We start from the raw sequence: 20,070 nt of genomic DNA, 5'->3' as shown, positions 1-20,070 counted from the left end.
GATCTGTCATGAGCTTGCCCAAACAGGATGCTGCTGCGCTGTCCAAGCACTGGACCGAAGGCGTATTGCTGAAGCGCGACGTATTTTCGACCGTCGAGCGCGGACGTTTTCGCACCCGCGACGGCGATGTCGATGCGGTGCTGCGCCGGCTCGATCAGGTGCCGTGGTGGTCGTTCATCCTCGCGCTGCATCTGTTCACGCGCGAACGCCGCGCGCTGACGCTGGCGCGCGATCTCAAGGTCGGGCCGGAACTGCTCTGGGCCGGCAAGCGCACGCTGGTGCGCGGCTTCATCGACGGCGTCGCGCTGCATCTGGCTAAGCCGCACAACGATGCGCGCTACTTCCAGTCCGCAAAACTGGCGCTGCGAAAGCTGCATCGCATGGGCGTGTGCCACAACGATCTCGCCAAGGAGCAGAACTGGCTCCAGGGTAGCGACGGTCTGGCCTATCTCACCGACTTCCAGCTCGCCGTCTGCTTCAAGAGCCGCAGCCAGCTGTTCCGCATCGCCGCCTATGAAGACCTTCGCCATCTGCTCAAGCATAAGCGCACTTATGCGCCGGAGCTTCTGACGGCGAAGGAAAAGCAGATCCTGTCGAAGAAGTCGCTGCCGGCGCGGATCTGGCTGATGACCGGCAAGAAGGTCTATCGCGCCATCACCCGCGGCATCTTCAACTTCACCGACCGCGAAGGCGGCGGCAAGCGCCTGGTCAACGACGCGCCGCCATTGCTGGAGATCATCAAGCGCAATCCGGCGGTGCGCGACGCGGCGATCGTAGCCTTCGCGGATCGGCGCACGGGCGTCGGACTGTATGCGTTCGTGGAAGCGGACGAAGTCGCGCTCGAGGGAAAGCTTCAGAATGAGCTTGCCGCAGCAAAGATCGCGAAGGCGCCAGAACATCTGCAGGTGATCCCGGCGCTGCCACGCGATGCGTCCGGCAAGATCCGCACCGAAGTGCTGCAGCTGGTGGCGATGAATCAGGTCGACCTGCTGGAGCCGCTGATGAAGAGCGACGCCGATCGCGCATTCCTGAAAACGATCCTGGAATCGCGGAAGAACTTGCGCGATCGTTTCAATTTCGAGACGCAGCTGCCGCAGGCGTAATCTTTTCCGTCATTGCGAGCGAAGCGAAGCAATCCAGAAAGCCAAGAGCTGGATTGCTTCGTCGCTCCGCTCCTCGCAATGACGGACGACAATTACGACGCCCGCCACAGCGTCCAGAGCGTCCGCAACCGCGCGCGCAGATACAGCTCGAACGGATCGAAGCTCGCCGCGGCCATCTGGCCCAGGTCATATTTCACCAGCGCCAGCGGCAAGAACGCGGCGCGCGCAGGCTCCGCGACATCCGCCAGCATGCCATTCGCCACGGCCAGTTGCTCCTGCGCGCCCTTGATCAGTTGATCGAGTGTCGCACGGATCGCGGGCGTCAGCTTGCCAGCATAGAATTCCACCTCGCTGCCGCCGTTCTGCGTCAGCATGTCATGCGGCAGATAGAGCTGGCTGCGCGCGGCATCGTAAGGCAGGCGCGCCGTGATATGCGCCACGCCCTGTGCGAGTCCGGCATGTTCGGCGACATGATCGACCGCCTCCGAGCGATCCCCGAGAATGCGCGCAGCACATACGAAGAGCGTTCCCGACGTATCCCGAAAATGGCTCTCCAGCACCGCGAGATCAGGCATCGGATCGTTGTAGAGATCGAACACATGCGCATCGATCAGTTTGACGAGCCGGTCGACCGGCAGATCGAAGCTGCGCACCGCCAGCAGCAATTCGGCCGCAACAGGATTTTGCTCGACATCGCCATGCCCGGCACCGGCCAGCGCATCGGTCCACCACTGCAGCCGGATCTCGCCGGGCAAGGCTTGCTTGACCTGATCGCGGACGCGGCTCACCTCGGAATTGAAAGCGTAGAGCGCCAGCAGCGGGCGGCGTTTGTCGGCCGGCACGAACAGCGTCGAGGCATAACGATCGAAATCATGGGTGCGCACGAGATCGGCGCAGAAGGCCGCGGCGCTTGTATCGGCGCTCATGGCACAGCGATCAGCGCGGCCGCCACGCGACGGCGCTCGCCGATCATGATGTTGTAGGTGCGGATCGCGGGGCCGGTCATCATCGTGTCCGCCATAATGTGGAGACCGCGCAGCGCCTCGCGCAGATCGCGCGGCATGATCCAGACATCGTTGCCGGTGCCGATGATCAGCGTGTCGATGCCGGCATGCCCCTCGAATACCCGGCGCAGCGCGTGGCGATCGATCTCGTCCGGCTTGGTCACCGCCCACGCCCACACCGCATCGGGCAGGCACAGCAGCGAGCCCTGATGCGACATGGTGTCGAAGATGAAGCCACCCTTGCCGTAGGCCTCGATCTCAGCGGCGCGCGGGAGATGCGGCTGCTCGGGATCGACCGGCATCAGGCTTTGGCCGTCTTTGCCGGCGCAGTTTTGGCCGGTTTGCCGGTGCTGACCGGCTCGTCGCGGTTCTCACCAACGCCGAGATAGATCAGCATCGGTGCCGCGATGAAGATCGAGGTATAGGTACCGACCAGCACGACGCCGAAGATCATCACAGCCGTGAACGAGTGGATCGCGTGGCCGCCGAACAGATACAGCGCGAGCAGTGCCAGCGTCACCGTGACGTGGGTGATGATCGAGCGCGACAGCGTCGAATTGATCGACTCGTTGAGCAGTTCCGGCATCGGCATCTTCTTGTAGCGACGCAGGATTTCACGAATACGGTCATAGATGACCACGGTATCGTTCAGCGAATAGCCGAGAATGGTCAGCAGGGCCGCGATGCTGGTGAGATCGAAATCGACCTGCGCAATCGACATGAAGCCGATGGTCAGCACGATGTCATGCACGTTGGCGATCATGGCGCCGATGGCGAACTGCCATTCGAAGCGGAACCAGAGATAGATGAGAATACCGAAGATCGCGAGGATCAGGCCCAGCATGCCGTAGGCGAGCAATTCGCCGGACACGCGCGGGCCGACCACTTCGACGCGGCGATAATCGACGCTGTCACCCAGCGTGGCGCGCACCTTCTGCACGGCCCCTTGCTGGGCGGTATCGCCGCCCGGCTGCTGCGCGAGACGGATCAGCACGTCGGCGGGACCGCCGAACTGCTGCAGCTGGACGTCGCCGAGGCCGAGCGTCGAGAGTTTTGTGCGCATGTCCGAGATGTCGGCGGGACCATTCCTGGCCTGCACCTCCATCAGGGTGCCGCCCTTGAAGTCGATGCCGAAATTCAGGCCATGCGTGAAGAACAGCGTGATCGCCGCGATCGTCAGCAGCGCCGACATCGGGAAGCTGATGCGGCGGAACTGGGTGAAATCGAACTTCGTATCGTCGGGGACGATGCGGAGCGATGGCAACAGGTCGAAGATGGTCACGATCGACAGAACTACGACCAGCGCAGCCAGACCGAGAAGAACCATTTGTGTCGTAGTCAAAATCTGCTCCGTCCGCTCAGATCGGCACGCGCTGCGGCCGCTTCCACCTGACCCAGGTGGCAACGATCAGGCGGGTCACCGTGAAGGCGGTGAATACCGTGGTGATGATGCCGATACCGAAGGTCACGGCAAAGCCGCGCACCGGGCCGGTGCCGATATAGAACAGCACGCAGGCCGCGATGAAGGTGGTGATATTGGAATCGAGAATGGTGGCCAGCGCGCGCTTGAAGCCGGCATCGATGGCGGCGATCGCCGTGCGGCCGCCGCGCAGTTCTTCGCGGATGCGCTCGTAGATCAGCACGTTGGAGTCCACCGCGATGCCGACCGTCAGCACGATGCCGGCGATGCCGGGCAGCGTTAGCGTGGCATTGAGCAGCGACAGGACGCCGAAGATCATGGCGACGTTGATGGCCACCGCGATATTCGCGAACAGGCCGAACAGACGATAGGTCAGCAGCATGAACACGATGACGAGGATCGAGCCGATATAGGCGGCAAGCTCGCCCTTGGCGATCGAGTCCTGGCCCAGGCCCGGACCAACGGTGCGCTCCTCGATGATCGACAGCGGCGCCGGCAGCGCACCCGCGCGCAGCAGGATCGCGAGATCGTTGGCGCCCTGGACTGTGAACGAGCCCGAGATCTGGCCCGAGCCGCCGGTGATCGGTTCACGAATGACCGGCGCCGAGACGACCTCGTTATCGAGCACGATAGCAAAGGGCAGACCGACATTCTTGGTCGTCGCTTCCGAGAACTTTCGCGCGCCCGCCGTGTTGAAGCGGAACGAGACGATGGGCTCATTGGTGCGCTGGTCGAAGCCCGGCTGCGCGTCAGTGAGATCGCCGCCGGTGACCAGCACTTCCTTCTTCACCAGATACGGCGTCTTCGGCGAAGTCGAGCTCATCAGGAGATCGGAGTCCGCCGGCACCCGGCCCTGCGCCTGTTCGGCCGGGATCGAGGTATCGACCATGCGGAAGTCGAGCTTCGCGGTCTTGCCGAGCAGTTCTTTCAGGCGCGACGGATCCTGCAGGCCCGGTACCTGGACCAGCACGCGGTCGAGGCCCTGGCGCTGGATCAGCGGCTCCACGGTGCCGAGTTCGTTGATACGGCGCTCGATGATCTGCAGCGACTGATCGACCGACTGGCGCAGGCGATCATTGATCGCGGCCTGCGGCACGGTAAAGCGGATCAGCCCGCCGCCGGCATCGGAAACGTCAAGGCTGCGCGCGCCGCTCTGGCCCATGATGCCGCTGAGCGGCTGCGAGAGTTCACGCAGCTTGGTGAGCGCGTTCGGAACGTCCGTGTCCTTGGTGATGCGGACTTCGACGGCGTCGCCGCGGACATTCAGGCCGGTATATTGAACGCGCGGATTCATGTCGCGGAGGGTGCGGCGGACGTCGTCGCGTACCTGGTCGAGCTTGTCCTTCTTGACCGCATTGGCGTCGACTTCGAGCAGGATGTGCGAGCCGCCCTGCAGATCGAGGCCCAGCACCAGATGGCGCTGCGCCCATTTCGGCCAGGTTTTCACGGTGGCTTCGGGGAAGAAGTTCGGCACAGCGAACAGGCAGACGACCAGCGCCGTCACGATAATGCCGAGCGCCTTCCACCGTGAGAAATACAACATCGAAAAAGTCCGTCAGAATTCGAGGATGGGCGTCGCTGCGATCACTTGGCCGCCGCGTCGTCCTTGGCCTCGGTCTTGGTATCGCCCTTTTCCTTGGCCGGTTCACCCTTGGTGCGGACACCCGAGATCATCGAGCGCAGCTGGCGCACGCGGACGCCTTCGGCCAGTTCGAATTCGACCTGCTCGTCGTCCACCACCTTGGTGACCTTGCCGACCAGGCCGCCCGAGGTGACGATGGTATCGCCGCGGCGGATGTTCTTCACCATTTCGGCGTGGTCTTTGACCTTCTTCTGCTGCGGACGCAGGATCAGGAAATACATGATCACGAAGATCAGGGCGAACGGCAGCAGCGACATCAGCATGCTGTTGGTGTCGTTGCCGGCGGCTGCGGCCTGGGCGAACGCAGGGGTAATGAACATCGAAAGTCCTCGTGGATGCGGGGGTTGACCGGCGACGCAGCCGCGTTCGGCCCGGTCTCGGTAAATTCGGCGCGGACTATAGCGGCCGGCAAGCCAATTGCAACGCTCCTAACCCCCTTGATGTACAAGCGCTTTGTACCGCTTGCGGAGCTGTTCCCGGATGGTTAAGGGTGCAGCCTAAGGAAAGCCCGAAATGTCAAAAAAACCCAATAAAACCAGCCGCCGCCCTGCCCCCAAAGCCGCCAAGGTCCCCGCCAAAAAAGCCGCCGCCAAGCGCCCGCGACCGATGGCCGCCCCCAAGCTGGAGGAGCGCATCGCGCTCGCCCTGGAAGCCATCGCCGCCAACATGGCCGCGGCAGCGCCGAAAGCTTCCAACGCCGATTCTCTGGCCAGCGCCGATGCCTTCATCTGGCACCCGGACGGCCGCCTCGCACCGGTTCCGAAGGTAAGCCGGGTCGAGCTGGATCTCCTGCAGGGCATCAATCAGCAGGTCGACACGCTGATCGAGAACACCCGCCGCTTCGCCACCGGCCTGCCCGCCAACAACGCCTTGCTCTGGGGCGCCCGCGGCATGGGTAAGTCGTCGCTGGTGAAGGCGGCGCATGCGCGGATCAATGCCAGCAAGTCGGTCAATGGCCGACTGAAGCTGGTCGAGATCCATCGCGAGGATATCGAGAGCCTGCCGCTCCTGATGGCGCAGATCCGGGCCTCGGACTTCTATTTCATCGTGTTCTGCGACGACCTCTCCTTCGACGGCAATGACGCATCCTACAAGTCGCTGAAAGCCGTGCTGGAAGGCGGCATCGAGGGACGGCCGGAAAACGTCATCCTCTATGCGACTTCGAACCGCCGCCATCTGCTGGCGCGCGACATGATCGAGAACGAGCGCTCGACCTCGATCAATCCTGGCGAAGCCGTGGAAGAAAAGGTCTCGCTGTCGGACCGCTTCGGTCTCTGGCTCGGCTTCCACAAATGCAGCCAGGACGAATATCTCGCCATGGTGCGCGGCTATTGCAGCCATTTCAAAGTCAAGATCGACGACGACCAGCTGCAGCGCGAAGCACTGGAATGGTCCACCACCCGTGGCTCGCGCTCGGGCCGCGTGGCCTGGCAGTTCGTGCAGGAACTGGCCGGACGGCTTGGGGTGAAGCTGGCGACGAAGTAAACGACATCACATCGCAAACGAAAACGGCGCCGACTGTTCCAGTCCGGCGCCGTTCTGTCAGGTTGATCGCGGCGAATTACGCGCCATTGAGGAACTGCAGCGGATCCACCGGCGACGAGCCCTTGCGGATTTCGAAGTGCAGTTGCGGCGATCCGACTTCGCCGGACTGCCCCGACTTCATGATCACCTGACCGCGCTTGATCGTCTCGCCGCGCTTCACCATCAGTTCGCTCGCATGGGCATAGGCCGTCACGTAGCCGTTCGAGTGACGCACCAGCACGAGATTGCCGTAGCCCTTGAGTTCGTTGCCGGCATAAGCGACGACGCCGTCTTCGGCGGCCTTCACCGGCGTGCCTTCCGGCACGGCGATGTTGATGCCGTCATTGGACTTGCCATTCGTCTTGGCGCCGTAGCCGGTGGCCACGCGGCCACGCACCGGCCAGCGGAAAGTCGGCAATGCGCCCGTGGCTTCAGCAGCCTTGGTCGGTGCTTCCGGAGCAACGTCTTCGGGCGTTGTGGTGGCGCTGGCGAGCCGAGCCTTTTGCTGCGGCTCAACGGCAGCCATGCGGGCTGGCGCCGTGGTGACGGGCGCAACCGGTGCCGCTGCGATGGTCGATGGGGCGCCGAGCGGCGCGGGAGCCGATGCGGTCGGCGCAGCTGATGCGCTGCGCGCTCCGGGCACATTGATCTTGCTGCCGAGCTTGAGCTGGGCGGTTGGCGACAGCCCGTTGGCGCGCGCGAGTTCGGCCACCGGCACGTTGTTCTTGCGCGAGATGCTCATCAGCGTATCGCCGCGATTGACGTAATGCGTGGTCGAGGCGGCAGCGGGACGCGCTGGAGCGGCAGCGACCGCCGGAGCAGCCACAGCGCCCTGACGCGGAATGATCAGCGACTGGCCGGGCGACAGCGCGCGCGGACCGCGATAGCCATTGGCCTGCAGGATCGCAGCCTGCGAGACATTGTAGCGCTTCGACAGGCCATCGAGCGTATCGCTGGTGCCGACGATGATCGTGGTGCCGTTCGGACCGATGGGAGCCGGCGCGGGAGCCGCGGCAACCGAACGCGGCGCCGTGCTGCCGGTGTGCTCGATCGGCGCGCGAGCGGGTGCCGATGGCGGCCTATACATGCCGTTGCCGCCACCGCTCATCGGCGCAGCCGATGCGACCGGACGCGGCGTGGACGGATAAGATTGCTGAGCAGACGGATAGGACTGCGGCGCCGAGATCGGCGGCGGCAGCGGCTGCGATGAATACTGGGGCTGCGGATTGTAAGACGGGCGCTGGTACTGCGGCAATTCGCGCGGCGCCTGCGCGACGGGACGCTGCGGCACCGAGCCCGTGGCCTCGCCACCATAGCCCCCTTGACCGCCCTGCCAGCCGAACTGGCGGTTGCTGCTTTGACTGATATTGTTGCCATCGAATGTCTGCGACAGCCGCGTCGACATGTCGGCACTGCAACCGGCAAATCCGATGGACATCAACGCCAACACCGCAACCTGCGGAGAACGACGCGAGCAAAGCAACTCGACAACGCGGGACATTGGTTACTCACTCATACGCAACACACGACTGAATTGAGTAAACACCGTCTCCGTTACCAAGCCTTTAACCCTGCGACAAAGACGTGATCGACGATCACGCACATGTTCAGAGTTCGCGCGCGATGCCCGGCAATGCGGGCACAAAGCGGACCGCCACCAGATCGCGGTGCTCGATGGTCTCTCCCGTCTTGCGGATGCGCACCAGCGTCTGCACACCATGATGCGGACCGACCGGCGCGATCAGAATGCCACCCTCGTCCAGCCGGTCGATTAAGGATTGTGGCACGGCCTCGACAGCTGCGGTGACGATGATGCGGTCGAAACTGCCCAGGTTGGATGACAGGTTGAGGCCGTCACCGAGCATGACTTCGACATTGTAGAGACTGAGGCCTTCCAGCCGCGCTCGCGCGGCGTCTGCCAAAGTGCGATACCGCTCGACGCTCAGAACGTCGCGGACCAGCTTGGCGAGAATGGCCGCCTGATACCCGGAGCCCGTGCCGAGTTCGAGCACGCGGTGACGCGGCTCGAGTTGCAGCTGCTCGGTCATATAAGCGACCACGAACGGCTGGCTGATGGTCTGGCCGCAGGAGATCGGCAGCGCAGAGTCACGCCAGGCATATTGGCGGTCGGCGGGGTCGATGAAACGGTCGCGGGGCACCTCTTCCATGGCGCGCAGGATTCGCCCGTCGCTGATACCGCGGCGACGCAGGCTCAGCTGGAATTGCATCTGCTCGGGCGGATGGCCGGTATCGATCATGGGAACTGTCCACCCTCACCTTGCGATGGCGCTCGATTACCCCAAATATGTTGACGCAATCTCGCCGAACACAAGCGATGCGGCCTGCGGAGATAATTGTTCCCGACATCGGAACCTGAACTGCGGTCGCCCGTTACAGGCGCTGGGGATCAACGAATTTGCAGCGCCAATGTCGGCGACCGTACACTGGATGTTCGGGTCCTGCGCTATTTGAGTCTCTCGAATTCACGCGGGGCGCGATTGCGCTTAAAGGCAGAATTTGCGACGTTCCGTAGGGATCATGCAGGGAAAGCGGCCATGACTGAAGCGAACCAGCCGGGCGGCTCTGTCTTCCTTGTCGAAGACGAGGTGATGATCCGCATGATGGTCGCCGACATGCTGGAAGACCTCGGCTACAGCGTCGCCGCCGAAGCCGGCGACATCACCGAGGCCACCCGCCTCGCAGGAAGCACCGAATTCGACGTCGCGATCCTGGACGTGAACGTCAACGGCAAGGTGATCTCGCCGGTGGCGGAAGTTCTTGCGGCGCGCGGCAAGCCCTTCATTTTCGCGACCGGCTATGGCGCCCAGGGCCTGCCCGAAGATTTCCGCGATCGCCCGACCTTGCAGAAGCCGTTCCAGATGGAAACGCTGGCACAGGTGCTGGCCGCGACGCTGAAGGGCGTGACGGTTTAAGTTTTCCCGAAATTGACAGACGAGAGATTGACGTCATCCTGAAGCAGGCATCGACCGGCTTTGGGGAATGGCTGGGTGTCTTCGTCTACATGCTGCTGTGTGCCGACGGATCATATCATGTGGGCAGCGCGACGGGCGACGACCTGCAGCCGCGCATCGATCAGCACAACGCCGGGACCTTCAAGGGATACACCTACACGCGGTGGCCGGTTGTCGTGGTGCGGCGCGATTATTTCGACCGGATCACGGACGGGATCGCGGCTGAGCGACAGTTGAAGGGCTGGAGTCGCGCGAAAAAAGAAGCTTTGATCAAATCGGATTGGGCGACGGTCGAAGCACTCGCGAAACGTCGCGGCGGAAAGCCGCGCTGAACACGCCTCCTTCGAGGCTCGCTACGCTTGCACCTCAGGATGACGGTGGAGTGTGCGGCGAAGCGCCGAAAGAGTCTTCAGTAGACACCGCAAACTCTCCCGTCATCCTGATGCGCCGCCGCGCAGCGGCGGCCTCGAAGGACGGCCGCAAACCCAATCTTACCCCAGCGCCTTGCTCAGCGCATCGCTGAACGCCTCATCCGTGCGATCCAGCCGTAGTGGCGTCACCGAGACATAGTGCGCAGCCAGAGCCGCGAGGTCAGTCCCTTCCGGCGGCGCTTCTGCTGCAACGATGCGCTCAAAACCGATCCAGAAATACGGATTGTTGCGCCCGTCACGGCGCTCATCAATGCGCAAAAATCCTTGATTGCGCTTGCCCTGCCGCGTCACCACGACGCCCTTCACCTCCGCCGCATCACAGGCCGGGAAGTTGATGTTGATCACCGTATTCTTCGGCACGCCGGCCTTGATCACCTTGCGCAGCACGTCCGGGCCGTATGCCAAAGCGGTTTCCCACTGCGGCGCGTTGCGGGTCGCCATGGAAAATTCCTGGCTCAGCGCCACCGACGGGAAACCGAGAATGGTACCCTCCAGCGCGCCGGCGATGGTGCCGGAATAGACCACGTCCTCGGCGACATTCCGGCCCTTGTTGACACCGGACAGCACCAGATCCGGCTGCTTGTCCTTGAGGATATGCCGCGCGCCCATGATAACGCAGTCGGTCGGCGTGCCACGCACGGCATAGTGCCGCTCGCTGACTTCGCGCAGGCGCAAGGGATCGTTCAGCGACAGCGAATGCGACACGCCGGACTGATCCAGCTCTGGAGCAACGACCCACACATCATCAGACAATTGCTTGGCGATCTGCTCGATGATCTGCAGGCCGGGAGCGTGAATACCGTCGTCATTGGTGCAGAGAATGCGCATGCGCGTCAGCCCTTTCGATCTTGTTGGATCTTGGCCGACCCGGCCGCGGCGGACTTTTTGCCAGCAAGGGCAGGCTTTTGCCACCCCCTATTCATCGCTGCCCGGTGTGCATTCGCGCCATATTTCCGGCACACGGGAACCAGCCCGCCCCAAGCGCAGTTCTTGTCAAAAGAATGAGTAATCGCGCGTTTCGGACATCAGCGCGCGGCCGCAAATGGCCTGGCCGCAGCGCCTATCGAGGCGACAAAAATGGTCACGCTGCTTGATCGGCGAATCTTGTTGGGAGGTCTGGCTGCTATCGCTGCAGTGGTGGCTGGGTGGCTGTTAATGCCAAGTTTCGCGAAAGCGCCGCAGCCCGACCTGACATTGAATCTCGCCGTTGCCGCCCCGCCTGACAACGGCACGCCCCCGGAAGCCAATCCCGCCAAACTGGCCGAGACGTCCGAGGCTGTCGATCTTCATCGCGTCAGCCTGTCACGCCAGTCATTTCGCCGCGGCGGGATGGGATCGCGGGCGATGATGACCTTCACGGTCCGCAACGCCAATGCCTATGATATCAAGGATCTCGAACTGCTTTGCGCATTCAGGAGTCGCGACGGCCGCTACGCCACCGAGCGGCGCAAGCTGGTGGCGGAGACCATCGCGATGAAGAGCCGCAAGGCATTCCCCATGACGCTGGTGGGCCACGTCAATCTTCGCGCCGAGCGAGCGAAATGCGCGCTCGTCACTGCGAGCCGCGCATGAGGCATCAGGCGAAACTCAGTTCGCCTGAACAACCTTGAGCCCGCCCATATAGGGCTGCAGCACATCCGGCACCGCGATGGAGCCGTCTTCCTGCTGATAGTTCTCGATCACAGCAATCAGCGCGCGGCCGACCGCCGTGCCCGAGCCGTTCAGCGTGTGCACGAAACGCGGCTTGCCATCCGGCCCGCGCGACCGCGCATCCATCCGGCGCGCCTGGAAATCGCCGCAGACCGAGCAGGACGAGATCTCGCGATAAGCACCGCCCTCGCCCTGGCCCGGCATCCACACTTCGATGTCATAGGTCTTCTGCGCGGCAAAACCCATGTCGCCGGTGCACAGCGTCATCACGCGATAATGCAGGCCGAGCTTCTTCAGCACTTCCTCGGCACAGGACAGCATGCGCTCATGCTCATTCCTGCTTTCCTCGGGCGTGACCACCGACACCAGTTCGACCTTGGTGAACTGATGCTGCCGGATCATGCCGCGCGTATCGCGGCCAGCGGCGCCTGCTTCGGCACGGAAGCATGGCGTGAGCGCGGTGAAACGCAGCGGCAGTTCTTTCTCGTCGAGAATGGATTCGCGCACGAGATTGGTCAGCGGCACTTCGGCGGTGGGGATGAGCCAGAGGCGATTTGGAGTCGGGACGTAGTGGAAACCTAGCACCTCGAACGGGGCAGCCCTGGCTGCATCTACGCCTTCCCGTTCCACATAGTTGAGAATTTCACGCCGAGCCGATTCAAAGTTTTCGTAAGCATGCGCTCTTTGCACGTCCTCAGTTTCGGCCCGAAACTGATCGTCACTGAACTTGGGCAGCTGCGCCGTACCAAACATCGCTTCATCGCGAACCAATAAGGGCGGATTCACCTCAGTGTACCCATGCTCATTTGTGTGCAGATCAAGCATGAACTGCCCAATCGCTCTCTCGAGCCGAGCTAAGCCGTTTTTCAGAACAACAAAACGCGCGCCCGAGAGCTTGGCCGCTGCTTCGAAGCTCATATTGCCCATGGCTTCGCCGATCTCGTAATGCGGCTTCGGCGTGAAGGCGTAGTTGCGCTTGGCACCGAAATGATGGCGCTCGACATTGCCGTGCTCATCGACGCCTTCCGGCACCTCGTCGAGCGGCAGGTTGGGAATACCGGCAAGCTCGGTGCGGAGTTGCTCCTCGGCCGCCTTCACCGCGGCTTCCATCTCCGGCATCGTCGTCTTGAGCCCGGCGACCTCGGCCATCAGCGCATTGGCCCGCGCCTCGTCCTTGGTCTTCTTGGCCTCGCCGATTTCCTTGGAGGCGGCATTGCGCCGCGCCTGCGCCTGCTCGGACGCAAGGATCGCGGTCCGCCGGGCTTCGTCGATGGCCAGCAGCGACGACGACACCGCAGCCAGTCCGCGCCGCTTCAGCGCAGCGTCAAAGGCTTCGGGATTGTCGCGGATCGATTTGATGTCGTGCATAGCGGGATTCCTGAGCGAAAGCGGCCCTGAGTACCCCGAATGGCTGGGTTTTGGAACATCAAATGGGGGAGCAGAAATCTCCGTTTCTAATGGAAACGGATCAAAAACCCCATGATAGCTACTGCAGCGCCAACAGTCGCTACGACGATCCCACCCAACCGCAAGGTCTGCGTGTCGAGTGCAGCTCGCAGATCCGATTTCGTCACCAATTCTACCATGATGAAATCTCGTGCTGCTTCCGTATGAGCCTCGGCTTGCTTGTCGCCAACGCCACCTTCTTGAAGCCGCTTGGCATAACCCAGCGTATCAAAGGTTAGAGCCACAATCACCTCCAACACAAAAAACAACCTAAAGTAGATTGCAGTGCGTCGGATTGCAAGCCGCCCTACTCCACCGTCGTCAGATCCGTCCCGGTCGCTGCCGCAGCCCGTTTCGCTGCGTTTTTCTCCACGATCCCTACCGCGATGATCGAGCCCTCGTAGAGGACCATCAGCGGGATCGCGAGCGAGGCCTGGCTGATGACATCGGGCGGCGTCAGCACAGCGGCAATGACGAAGGCCCCGACGATGAAATAGCGGCGTTTTTCACGTAGCTGCTTCGACGTCAGCACGCCGATACGACCGAGCAGCGTCAGGATCACCGGCAACTGGAAGGCGATGCCGAAGGCGAAGATCAGCGACATCATCAGCGAGAGATATTCGCCGACCTTCGGCAGCAGCGCGATTTGTGCCGTCTCGGCGCTACCGGCCTGCTGCATGCCCAGCGAGAACCGGATCAGCATCGGCAGCACCATGAAATAGACCAGCAGCGAGCCGAGCGCGAAGAAGAACGGCGTTGCGATCAGATAGGGCAGAAACGCGCCCTTCTCGTGCTTGTAGAGCCCGGGAGCCACGAACATGTAGATCTGCGCCGCGATCACCGGGAACGAGATGAAGCCGGCGCCGAACATCGCGAGCTTCAGCTGCGTCAGGAAATATTCGAGCAGCGCGGTGTAGATGAACTTGGAATTCTCCGGGCCTGCGACCCAGACAAACCGCCAGACCAGAACGTTGTAGATCTGCTTGGCGAAGATGAAGCAGAAGATGAAAGCCACGGCAAATGCCAGCAGCGCCTTGATCAGCCGCGACCGCAGCTCGATCAGATGGTCCATCAAGGGGGCCTTCGAGGCCTCGATATCTTCGGCGCTCATAGGGCTTTGGCGTTTTTGAGGACTTCGGGATTGCCGGGCTCGGCAGGTGCATTGTCGGCAACCGGCACGTCACTGGCGACGACTGGCTCGGCAGGCGTCGGCTGCACTTCCTGCGTGATGGCCAACGGCTCGTTCACCGCGTCATGCGCAGCCGCCTCGATAAAGGTGTCCGGCGTCGGCGGCTCAGGCGTCGTCGGCATCACCGGCGGCGTGGTGACATTGTCGATCTTGTCGACGGTCATGGCATCGCTGACATCCTTGGTCAGCGAGGTCATGATGTTGTTCTTGGAGAAATCGGAGGCGGCGTCCTTGACGTCATCGAACGCCTTCTTGACGTCGGCCATCTCGGCTTCGCGCATGGCCTCGTTGAACTGGCCCTGGAATTCCGAGGCCATTTTGCGGGCCTTGCCCATCCACTGCCCGACCATGCGCAACACGCCGGGCAATTCCTTCGGGCCGATGGCGATCAGCGCCACGACGCCGATGACGACCAGTTCACTCCACCCGATATCGAACATGTAACAACCTGCTCACAGGCCGGACGAGCCGTGCCTTTTGACCCGTCCGCTGCGGTCCGAATGGACCTTAGCAACCTTGACCTTAAACGGCCTTGCTGCCGACATCCGACCGGTTGGCCGTTGGCGCAGCCGGCGCCTGATCGATGGTCTTGTTCGGATCGGCTGGCTTGTCTGCCGGCTTGTCGTCGTCCGCCATGCCCTTCTTGAAGGCCTTGATACCCTGCGCGACGTCACCCATCAGGTCGGAGATCTTGCCGCGACCGAACAACAGCAGGACCACCGCGATCACGACGATCCAGTGCCAAATGCTGAGAGAACCCATCCTGCTAACCCTCCAAACACACAGCCGGCGAACCGGCCTGATCTGACCGGAACGTAGGCCGCGGGTTCGTCAAAAACAAGGACTTAACCACCGTGGAATCGCGGATGGACAAGTCGTAACGTCGCGAGCGTTAATGTCGCATCAGCGGTGATGATCGTCGTCCTCGCCCGGCTTGGACGCCTCGTCGCCGGAAGCGCCCTCTTCGGCACCATCCGCGTCGATTTCCTCGTCCTCATCGTCCTCGAAATCATCATCTTCGTCGTCGAGGTCGTCGTCGCCGTCGTCATCCTGCGCGTCGGAATCGAGTTCCGCGGTCTCCGATTCAGCCGGTTCGGCCTCATCCTGTTCCGCCTCGGCAGTCTCTTCGCCGTCTTCAGCTTCGTCTTCGTCGATCTCGACCACGCCAAGCGCGGGAGCTTCAACCTCCTCGGCATCGATCACATCGGCAATCTCGCCGACCTCGTCGGCATCATCAGCCACCGGAACTTCGGCCAATCCGACAACTTCTGCCGTTGCCTCATCGGCAACTGCAGTCTCGCCCTGCGCTTCGGGGAACTCCGGATCGGGCTCCGACAGCGAGAGGTGAAGCTCGCCATCCTCCAGCGGATCCTCGTCCTCGCGGAGCTGCGGATCGTCGGACGGGTTGGGCACGCTGAAGCCGGCCGGCAGGCGCGAGTCGAGCAGGCCCGTGCCCTTGAGCTCTTCGAGGCCCGGCAGATCGCCGAGCGCCTCGAGGCCGAACTGCGACAGGAACGTATCGGTGGTGCCAAAGGTCAGCGGACGGCCCGGCGTCTTGCGACGGCCGCGCGGCTTGATCCAGCCGGTCTCCAGCAGCACGTCGAGGGTGCCCTTGGAGGTCACCACGCCGCGGATGTCTTCGATCTCGGCGCGGGTCACCGGCTGGTGATAGGCGACGATGGCCAGCACCTCGACGGCGGCGCGCGACAGTTTCTTGGTTTCGCTGACCTCGCGGGTCATCAGCCAGGCGAGATCGCCGGCGGTGCGGAACGTCCATTTGTTGGCGATGCGCACCAGATTGATGCCACGCATGGCGTAGTCCGCCTGCAGCGCTTCCAGTGCCTTCTTGACGTTCACGCCATCGGGCATGCGCTTGGCGAGCGCCGACTGGTCGAGCGGCTCGGTGGAGGCAAACAGCAGCGCTTCGAGAATGCGCAGCTCTTCCGGACGCGCGACAACTTCCGGCGCGTCGTCCGATTGAACGGCATCCTGCTGGGCAACATCGTCCGCGACGAGGTCTGCATCGGCAGCGCCTTCTGCAACCGTGTCTTCGGCGGCAATATCGGTCGGCTGCACGGCTTCGGTCGGCTGCGCGGTGTCGTCCTGCTGCATGTCCTCGACCTGATCCTCGACAACGTCGATGCGTTTTTCGGCGGCACGTGCCATGTCCGGATCTCCTTCTCTCACTTACTCAGCCGGAACTTCCGGCGCCACAGGCACGGGCGGCGGGCCGACATGCTTGCGGAAATACAGGGGGGCAAATGCTTCGCTCTGGCTGAGATCGAGCGCGCCCTCGCGGACGAGTTCGAGCGCCGCCGCAAAGCTCGACGCCATTACCGTGGCGCGCTGCTGCGGATCGGGCACATAGGCCAGCAGATATTCGTCGAGCCGGCTCCAGTCCTCGGCCATGCCGATCAGCCGTTCCAGCGAGGCGCGCGCCTCGCTCAGCGACCACACGGTGCGGCGGGCCAGATGGACGCGGGTGAGCACGCGGGCCTGACGCTGGGTCGCATAGGCCGACAACAGGTCATACAACGTCGCCGTGAACTTCTGCTGCTTGATTTCGGCGATCTGTTCCGGCGCGCCGCGCGGAAAACTGTCGCGGCCGAGCTGCGGCCGGGCCATCAGCTGGTCAGCAGCGCTACGAATGGCTTCGAGACGGCGCAGCCGGTTGGCCAGCGCGGTCGCCATGTCCTCGGCGCTCGGGCCTTCTTCCTGGCTCACCACTTCCGGCAGCAGCAGGCGCGACTTCAGGAAGGCCAGCCAGGCGGCCATCACCAGATAGTCGGCCGCGAGTTCCAGCCGGATCTTTCGCGCTTCCTCGATGAACAGCAGATATTGATCGGCCAGTGCCAGGATCGAGATCTTGTGCAGATCGACCTTCTGCTGGCGCGCGAGCGTGAGCAAAAGGTCGAGCGGGCCTTCATAGCCCTCGACATCGATGACCAGCGACGGCTCGTCATTGGTGACGATCTCGGCCGGACGTCCGGTTTCAAACGACAGAATTTCGGCGCTCATGCGCTGGCTCCCGTCCGTGCGATCAGTTGGTCGAGTTCCGCCCGACCTGCTGCGCGGTCGAAGGGCTGTGGCTGCTGACGGACGGCGATCGCGGCCCGGGCGCGCTCGTCAGGCTTGCCCTTGAGCAACGGCGTTTCTTTGGCGACGGCCTGCATCTCGTCCAGCTTGCCGTTGCAGTGCAGGACGACGTCGCAGCCGGCATCGACGATGGCGCGGGTTCGCTCGGCGATGGACCCCGCCAGAGCATTCATGGACACGTCATCACTCATCAACAAACCCTGGAACCCGATACTGCCGCGAATCACGTCAGTGATGATTGTCGCAGAAGTCGTGGCCGGCTGAGTGGCGTCCAGGGCGTTAAACACAACATGTGCAGTCATCGCCATGGGCAAGTCGGCAAGCGGCCGAAACGCTTCGAAATCAGACGCTTCCAGCTCATTCCTCGTGTTATACACGATTGGTAGCTTGTGATGGCTGTCGGCATTGGCCCGGCCATGCCCCGGAATATGCTTGAGCACCGGCAGCACGCCGCCCGCCGCCAGACCATCAGTGACCGCCCGCCCGATCGCCGCAACCTTGGCCGGCGTTGTGCCATAAGCACGATTGCCGATCACGGCATCGGCGCCTTCGACCGGCACATCCGCCAGCGGCAGGCAGTCCACGGTGATGCCGAGGTCGATCAGATCGGCAGCGATGAGCCGTGAGCCGAGCCAGGCGGCGCGCAGGCCAAGATCCGGCTGGAGATCATAGAGCGCGCCGAAGACCGCGCCAGGCGGATAGACAGGCCAATGCGGCGGGCCGAGGCGCTGCACCCGCCCCCCCTCCTGATCGATCAGGACCGGCGCGCCGAGATCACCCGTCGTTTCACGCAATTCCTCAACCAGCGCAACGACTTGCGCGGGATTATCGATATTGCGCTTGAAAAGGATAAAGCCCCAGGGACGCTCGGCGCGCAAAAAGGCGCGCTCGTCAGCAGTCAAGGTAAGGCCGGATACGCCGGTGATGAAGGCTCGGGTGCTCATGGGGCCGATTAGGCCCCATCACCACGCAGGGTCAAGGAAACCGCCGTTAATTCCTTTGGACTATTCCCTGCGGCCCACCAGCAGCTTCCAGATTCTTGCGGAACTGGAGAGCTTCGTCGGCCGATCCGAACGGACCGACCATGGCGCGGTAATATGTTCCCTTGTCGCCGAGATCAGCCTTCTTGATCAGAGCCGACCGGGAACCGAGCACCGAAGGATATTTGCCCTGCAGCGCCTTGAAGGAGGCACGGGCATCGGCATCGCTCCGCTGCGAGGAGACCTGGACCACATAACCACCGGTCGCCGCCGAGGGTGAAGCGATGTCCTGCGGTGCGGTATTGAGCGCAGCCGACCGGGTCGTCGGGGCAGCAGCCGGAGCCGACTGCGGCGAGAGCGACATCGGGGCATTGGCCGCATTGACGGCAGGTGCCGGCGCTGGTGTCGTCGGCCGGGCTGCGGCCGGACGAGGTGCCGGCACTGCCGCCGCATCCATCTGATCGCCGCGAACGGCCAGCGTCCGGATCCGGCGCGGCTCGTCGCCATTCACGGGGTTGCTCGCGACCATCGGCTTGTTGGCCGGCGAGACGCTCGCCGTGGTCGGCGGATTATTGTTCTGGTTGAGCGGCGGGAACACGACGCGTGGGCCACCGGCCTTGCTGGCGTCCTGCACATTGACCGGCTGCTCCTCGCGCGGCACCAGACGCTCCTGCCCCGCCGCGAGACGATCCAGCTGCTTGCCGCTGTCATTCGACGCAGAAGTCGTCGCCGGCACGATCTTGTTCGGGCCGGGATCGGCCTTGATCACCGGCGGCTCGCCACTGCGGGTCGATCCGACAAAGGTGCGATAGGCGAAGGCGCCACCGGTGCCGACGACTGCCAGCGCAAGTACGGCAGCAATGGTCTTCATGCCGCTGCGGCGCTTCGGCGCCGGTTCTTCGGCGTAATCGTCCTGCTGATAGGCGTAGGGATCGTCCTGATACGGATCCTGCTGATAGGCCTGCCCGTGATCGGGCTGGCCATAGAGCGCATCGTCGTAGCGGTTTGGATCGGGCTGATGCACCGGCTGCTCGTAAGCTTGCGCCTGTTGCGGATGACCATAGGCATCGTAGCTGGCATGGGCCTGCTGCTCATGCGCAGCATAGTCCTGCGGCGCATAGCTGGAGGCCGCATAGGCCTGCGCATCGGGATGCTGGGCCTGCTCATATTGCTGCTGCTGGAAATCGAATTCCGGCTCGACCTTCGGCTGAGCGTAATGCACGGGCTCCGGCTCGACCGGCTGCTGGGCACGCTGCGCGGCCACGCGCTGCATCCAGGGCGGCGGGGTCGGCGCGGTCTCGAACTGCTCTTCGGGCTCGTCGTGATGGGCCGGAACGGGCTCGGCGCGGCGCTGCTGGGCGGCCGGCTGGCGCGCAGACTGCGCAGCAAAGGGATCTGTCTGGCCGATCAGACGGGCCAGCTCGGCCAAGGGATCGCCCTCGCCTTGCGCGCGCGGGTCATTGTAGCCGGCGCCTGCGGGGTAAGATCGGTTCTGGTACTGATTGGCCATGGTGATGTCACATCCCCTGCGGGAAAGCTGCCACTTCGTCGACCGGACGAAATTGCCGCCTGTCATTGACCGCTGCACACCCCCATGCAGCGACCATTCCCAA

General features: G+C 63.1%; 22 protein-coding genes. 5 read left to right on the top strand and 17 right to left on the bottom strand.

The genetic code is table 11. The features are described from left to right. Positions 1-8: 8 nt before the first annotated feature. Positions 9-1,103: a serine/threonine protein kinase gene (locus tag ACIQ2A_RS05890; RefSeq protein WP_398476777.1), complete on the top strand. Its 1,095-nt coding sequence runs from the start codon at positions 9-11 to the stop codon at positions 1,101-1,103. Positions 1,104-1,195: 92 nt separating this feature from the next. On the opposite strand, the gene ACIQ2A_RS05885 is transcribed toward ACIQ2A_RS05890, so the two are convergent. The 5 genes from ACIQ2A_RS05885 to yajC are packed head-to-tail and all read right to left on the bottom strand — an operon-like array spanning position 1,196 to position 5,489. Beyond that, entirely contained in the window at positions 1,196-2,029 is an 834-nt protein-coding gene (locus ACIQ2A_RS05885; protein WP_398476775.1) for a phytoene/squalene synthase family protein, read from the bottom strand. After that, a complete protein-coding gene (locus tag ACIQ2A_RS05880; protein ID WP_398476773.1) occupies positions 2,026-2,409 on the bottom strand; it encodes an Mth938-like domain-containing protein in 384 nt (127 codons plus the stop codon). Before ACIQ2A_RS05880 ends, ACIQ2A_RS05885 begins: the two co-directional genes overlap by 4 nt. Further along, entirely contained in the window at positions 2,409-3,434 is a 1,026-nt protein-coding gene (secF, locus tag ACIQ2A_RS05875; protein WP_398476844.1) for a protein translocase subunit SecF, read from the bottom strand. The genes ACIQ2A_RS05880 and secF overlap by 1 nt, the downstream gene beginning before the upstream one ends. 31 nt (positions 3,435-3,465) lie before the next feature. Then, entirely contained in the window at positions 3,466-5,070 is a 1,605-nt protein-coding gene (gene secD, locus ACIQ2A_RS05870) for a protein translocase subunit SecD (RefSeq protein WP_398476771.1), read from the bottom strand. A 41-nt stretch (positions 5,071-5,111) separates the two neighbouring features. After that, the gene (gene yajC, locus ACIQ2A_RS05865; protein ID WP_398476769.1) at positions 5,112-5,489 is read right to left on the bottom strand and encodes a preprotein translocase subunit YajC; all 378 of its coding nucleotides are present in this window, start codon (positions 5,487-5,489) and stop codon (positions 5,112-5,114) included. A gap of 193 nt (positions 5,490-5,682) precedes the next feature. On the opposite strand from yajC, the gene ACIQ2A_RS05860 reads away from it, so the two are divergent. Next, a complete protein-coding gene (locus ACIQ2A_RS05860) occupies positions 5,683-6,654 on the top strand; it encodes an ATP-binding protein (protein ID WP_398476767.1) in 972 nt (323 codons plus the stop codon). Between the two features lie 76 nt (positions 6,655-6,730). Here the strand turns inward: ACIQ2A_RS05860 and ACIQ2A_RS05855 are convergent, their stop codons facing one another. Together ACIQ2A_RS05855 and ACIQ2A_RS05850 are read right to left on the bottom strand one after the other, a co-directional pair. Beyond that, positions 6,731-8,194: a peptidoglycan DD-metalloendopeptidase family protein gene (locus tag ACIQ2A_RS05855; RefSeq protein WP_398476765.1), complete on the bottom strand. Its 1,464-nt coding sequence runs from the start codon at positions 8,192-8,194 to the stop codon at positions 6,731-6,733. 106 nt (positions 8,195-8,300) lie between these two features. Continuing rightward, the gene (locus tag ACIQ2A_RS05850; protein ID WP_398476763.1) at positions 8,301-8,951 is read right to left on the bottom strand and encodes a protein-L-isoaspartate(D-aspartate) O-methyltransferase; all 651 of its coding nucleotides are present in this window, start codon (positions 8,949-8,951) and stop codon (positions 8,301-8,303) included. A 297-nt stretch (positions 8,952-9,248) separates the two neighbouring features. On the opposite strand from ACIQ2A_RS05850, the gene ACIQ2A_RS05845 reads away from it, so the two are divergent. Together ACIQ2A_RS05845 and ACIQ2A_RS05840 are read left to right on the top strand one after the other, a co-directional pair. Further along, positions 9,249-9,626: a response regulator gene (locus ACIQ2A_RS05845; RefSeq protein ID WP_398476761.1), complete on the top strand. Its 378-nt coding sequence runs from the start codon at positions 9,249-9,251 to the stop codon at positions 9,624-9,626. 71 nt (positions 9,627-9,697) lie between these two features. Then, complete coding sequence (locus ACIQ2A_RS05840; RefSeq protein ID WP_398476842.1) at positions 9,698-9,997, top strand: GIY-YIG nuclease family protein; 300 nt, start codon at positions 9,698-9,700, stop codon at positions 9,995-9,997. A 159-nt stretch (positions 9,998-10,156) separates the two neighbouring features. Here ACIQ2A_RS05840 and surE read toward each other — a convergent pair whose 3' ends face one another. Continuing rightward, a complete protein-coding gene (surE, locus tag ACIQ2A_RS05835; protein ID WP_398476759.1) occupies positions 10,157-10,924 on the bottom strand; it encodes a 5'/3'-nucleotidase SurE in 768 nt (255 codons plus the stop codon). 327 nt (positions 10,925-11,251) lie between these two features. Here surE and ACIQ2A_RS05830 point away from each other — a divergent pair, with 327 nt between their 5' ends. Continuing rightward, positions 11,252-11,668 carry a hypothetical protein gene (locus ACIQ2A_RS05830; RefSeq protein WP_398476757.1) on the top strand — a complete coding sequence of 139 codons (417 nt, stop codon included), beginning with the start codon at positions 11,252-11,254 and terminating at the stop codon, positions 11,666-11,668. Between the two features lie 15 nt (positions 11,669-11,683). On the opposite strand, the gene serS is transcribed toward ACIQ2A_RS05830, so the two are convergent. From serS to ACIQ2A_RS05785, 9 genes are all read right to left on the bottom strand, one after another. Next, a complete protein-coding gene (gene serS / locus ACIQ2A_RS05825) occupies positions 11,684-13,114 on the bottom strand; it encodes a serine--tRNA ligase (protein WP_398476755.1) in 1,431 nt (476 codons plus the stop codon). An 86-nt stretch (positions 13,115-13,200) separates the two neighbouring features. After that, entirely contained in the window at positions 13,201-13,437 is a 237-nt protein-coding gene (locus tag ACIQ2A_RS05820; protein WP_398476753.1) for a hypothetical protein, read from the bottom strand. A gap of 62 nt (positions 13,438-13,499) precedes the next feature. Further along, positions 13,500-14,303, bottom strand: a complete 804-nt coding sequence (tatC, locus tag ACIQ2A_RS05815; RefSeq protein WP_398476751.1) for a twin-arginine translocase subunit TatC — start codon at positions 14,301-14,303, stop codon at positions 13,500-13,502. Beyond that, entirely contained in the window at positions 14,300-14,821 is a 522-nt protein-coding gene (tatB, locus tag ACIQ2A_RS05810; RefSeq protein WP_398476749.1) for a Sec-independent protein translocase protein TatB, read from the bottom strand. The genes tatC and tatB overlap by 4 nt, the downstream gene beginning before the upstream one ends. 82 nt (positions 14,822-14,903) lie before the next feature. Next, positions 14,904-15,143: a twin-arginine translocase TatA/TatE family subunit gene (locus ACIQ2A_RS05805; protein ID WP_398476747.1), complete on the bottom strand. Its 240-nt coding sequence runs from the start codon at positions 15,141-15,143 to the stop codon at positions 14,904-14,906. 141 nt (positions 15,144-15,284) lie between these two features. Then, a complete protein-coding gene (gene scpB, locus ACIQ2A_RS05800; protein WP_398476745.1) occupies positions 15,285-16,547 on the bottom strand; it encodes an SMC-Scp complex subunit ScpB in 1,263 nt (420 codons plus the stop codon). Positions 16,548-16,568: 21 nt separating this feature from the next. Further along, complete coding sequence (locus ACIQ2A_RS05795) at positions 16,569-17,399, bottom strand: segregation and condensation protein A (protein ID WP_398476742.1); 831 nt, start codon at positions 17,397-17,399, stop codon at positions 16,569-16,571. Further along, positions 17,396-18,421, bottom strand: coding sequence for a beta-N-acetylhexosaminidase (nagZ, locus tag ACIQ2A_RS05790; RefSeq protein WP_398476740.1), 1,026 nt, complete (start codon positions 18,419-18,421; stop codon positions 17,396-17,398). The genes ACIQ2A_RS05795 and nagZ overlap by 4 nt, the downstream gene beginning before the upstream one ends. 46 nt (positions 18,422-18,467) lie before the next feature. Further along, positions 18,468-19,967: an SPOR domain-containing protein gene (locus ACIQ2A_RS05785; RefSeq protein ID WP_398476738.1), complete on the bottom strand. Its 1,500-nt coding sequence runs from the start codon at positions 19,965-19,967 to the stop codon at positions 18,468-18,470. Positions 19,968-20,070 lie beyond the last annotated feature (103 nt).

The organism is Tardiphaga sp. (genome assembly GCF_044336785.1).
GTDB lineage: Bacteria > Pseudomonadota > Alphaproteobacteria > Rhizobiales > Xanthobacteraceae > Tardiphaga.
This window is presented reverse-complemented; position numbering and strand designations above follow the sequence as displayed.

What these genes read in the sequence shown, in the direction of transcription:
- ACIQ2A_RS05890 (WP_398476777.1), top strand. Translation starts at nt 9, where the DNA reads ATGAGCTTGCCCAAACAGGATGCTGCTGCGCTGTCCAAGCACTGGACC.
- ACIQ2A_RS05885 (WP_398476775.1), bottom strand. Translation starts at nt 2,029, where the DNA reads ATGAGCGCCGATACAAGCGCCGCGGCCTTCTGCGCCGATCTCGTGCGC.
- ACIQ2A_RS05880 (WP_398476773.1), bottom strand. Translation starts at nt 2,409, where the DNA reads ATGCCGGTCGATCCCGAGCAGCCGCATCTCCCGCGCGCCGCTGAGATC.
- secF (WP_398476844.1), bottom strand. Translation starts at nt 3,434, where the DNA reads ATGGTTCTTCTCGGTCTGGCTGCGCTGGTCGTAGTTCTGTCGATCGTG.
- secD (WP_398476771.1), bottom strand. Translation starts at nt 5,070, where the DNA reads ATGTTGTATTTCTCACGGTGGAAGGCGCTCGGCATTATCGTGACGGCG.
- yajC (WP_398476769.1), bottom strand. Translation starts at nt 5,489, where the DNA reads ATGTTCATTACCCCTGCGTTCGCCCAGGCCGCAGCCGCCGGCAACGAC.
- ACIQ2A_RS05860 (WP_398476767.1), top strand. Translation starts at nt 5,683, where the DNA reads ATGTCAAAAAAACCCAATAAAACCAGCCGCCGCCCTGCCCCCAAAGCC.
- ACIQ2A_RS05855 (WP_398476765.1), bottom strand. Translation starts at nt 8,194, where the DNA reads ATGTCCCGCGTTGTCGAGTTGCTTTGCTCGCGTCGTTCTCCGCAGGTT.
- ACIQ2A_RS05850 (WP_398476763.1), bottom strand. Translation starts at nt 8,951, where the DNA reads ATGATCGATACCGGCCATCCGCCCGAGCAGATGCAATTCCAGCTGAGC.
- ACIQ2A_RS05845 (WP_398476761.1), top strand. Translation starts at nt 9,249, where the DNA reads ATGACTGAAGCGAACCAGCCGGGCGGCTCTGTCTTCCTTGTCGAAGAC.
- surE (WP_398476759.1), bottom strand. Translation starts at nt 10,924, where the DNA reads ATGCGCATTCTCTGCACCAATGACGACGGTATTCACGCTCCCGGCCTG.
- ACIQ2A_RS05830 (WP_398476757.1), top strand. Translation starts at nt 11,252, where the DNA reads ATGCCAAGTTTCGCGAAAGCGCCGCAGCCCGACCTGACATTGAATCTC.
- serS (WP_398476755.1), bottom strand. Translation starts at nt 13,114, where the DNA reads ATGCACGACATCAAATCGATCCGCGACAATCCCGAAGCCTTTGACGCT.
- tatC (WP_398476751.1), bottom strand. Translation starts at nt 14,303, where the DNA reads ATGAGCGCCGAAGATATCGAGGCCTCGAAGGCCCCCTTGATGGACCAT.
- tatB (WP_398476749.1), bottom strand. Translation starts at nt 14,821, where the DNA reads ATGTTCGATATCGGGTGGAGTGAACTGGTCGTCATCGGCGTCGTGGCG.
- ACIQ2A_RS05805 (WP_398476747.1), bottom strand. Translation starts at nt 15,143, where the DNA reads ATGGGTTCTCTCAGCATTTGGCACTGGATCGTCGTGATCGCGGTGGTC.
- scpB (WP_398476745.1), bottom strand. Translation starts at nt 16,547, where the DNA reads ATGGCACGTGCCGCCGAAAAACGCATCGACGTTGTCGAGGATCAGGTC.
- ACIQ2A_RS05795 (WP_398476742.1), bottom strand. Translation starts at nt 17,399, where the DNA reads ATGAGCGCCGAAATTCTGTCGTTTGAAACCGGACGTCCGGCCGAGATC.
- nagZ (WP_398476740.1), bottom strand. Translation starts at nt 18,421, where the DNA reads ATGAGCACCCGAGCCTTCATCACCGGCGTATCCGGCCTTACCTTGACT.
- ACIQ2A_RS05785 (WP_398476738.1), bottom strand. Translation starts at nt 19,967, where the DNA reads ATGGCCAATCAGTACCAGAACCGATCTTACCCCGCAGGCGCCGGCTAC.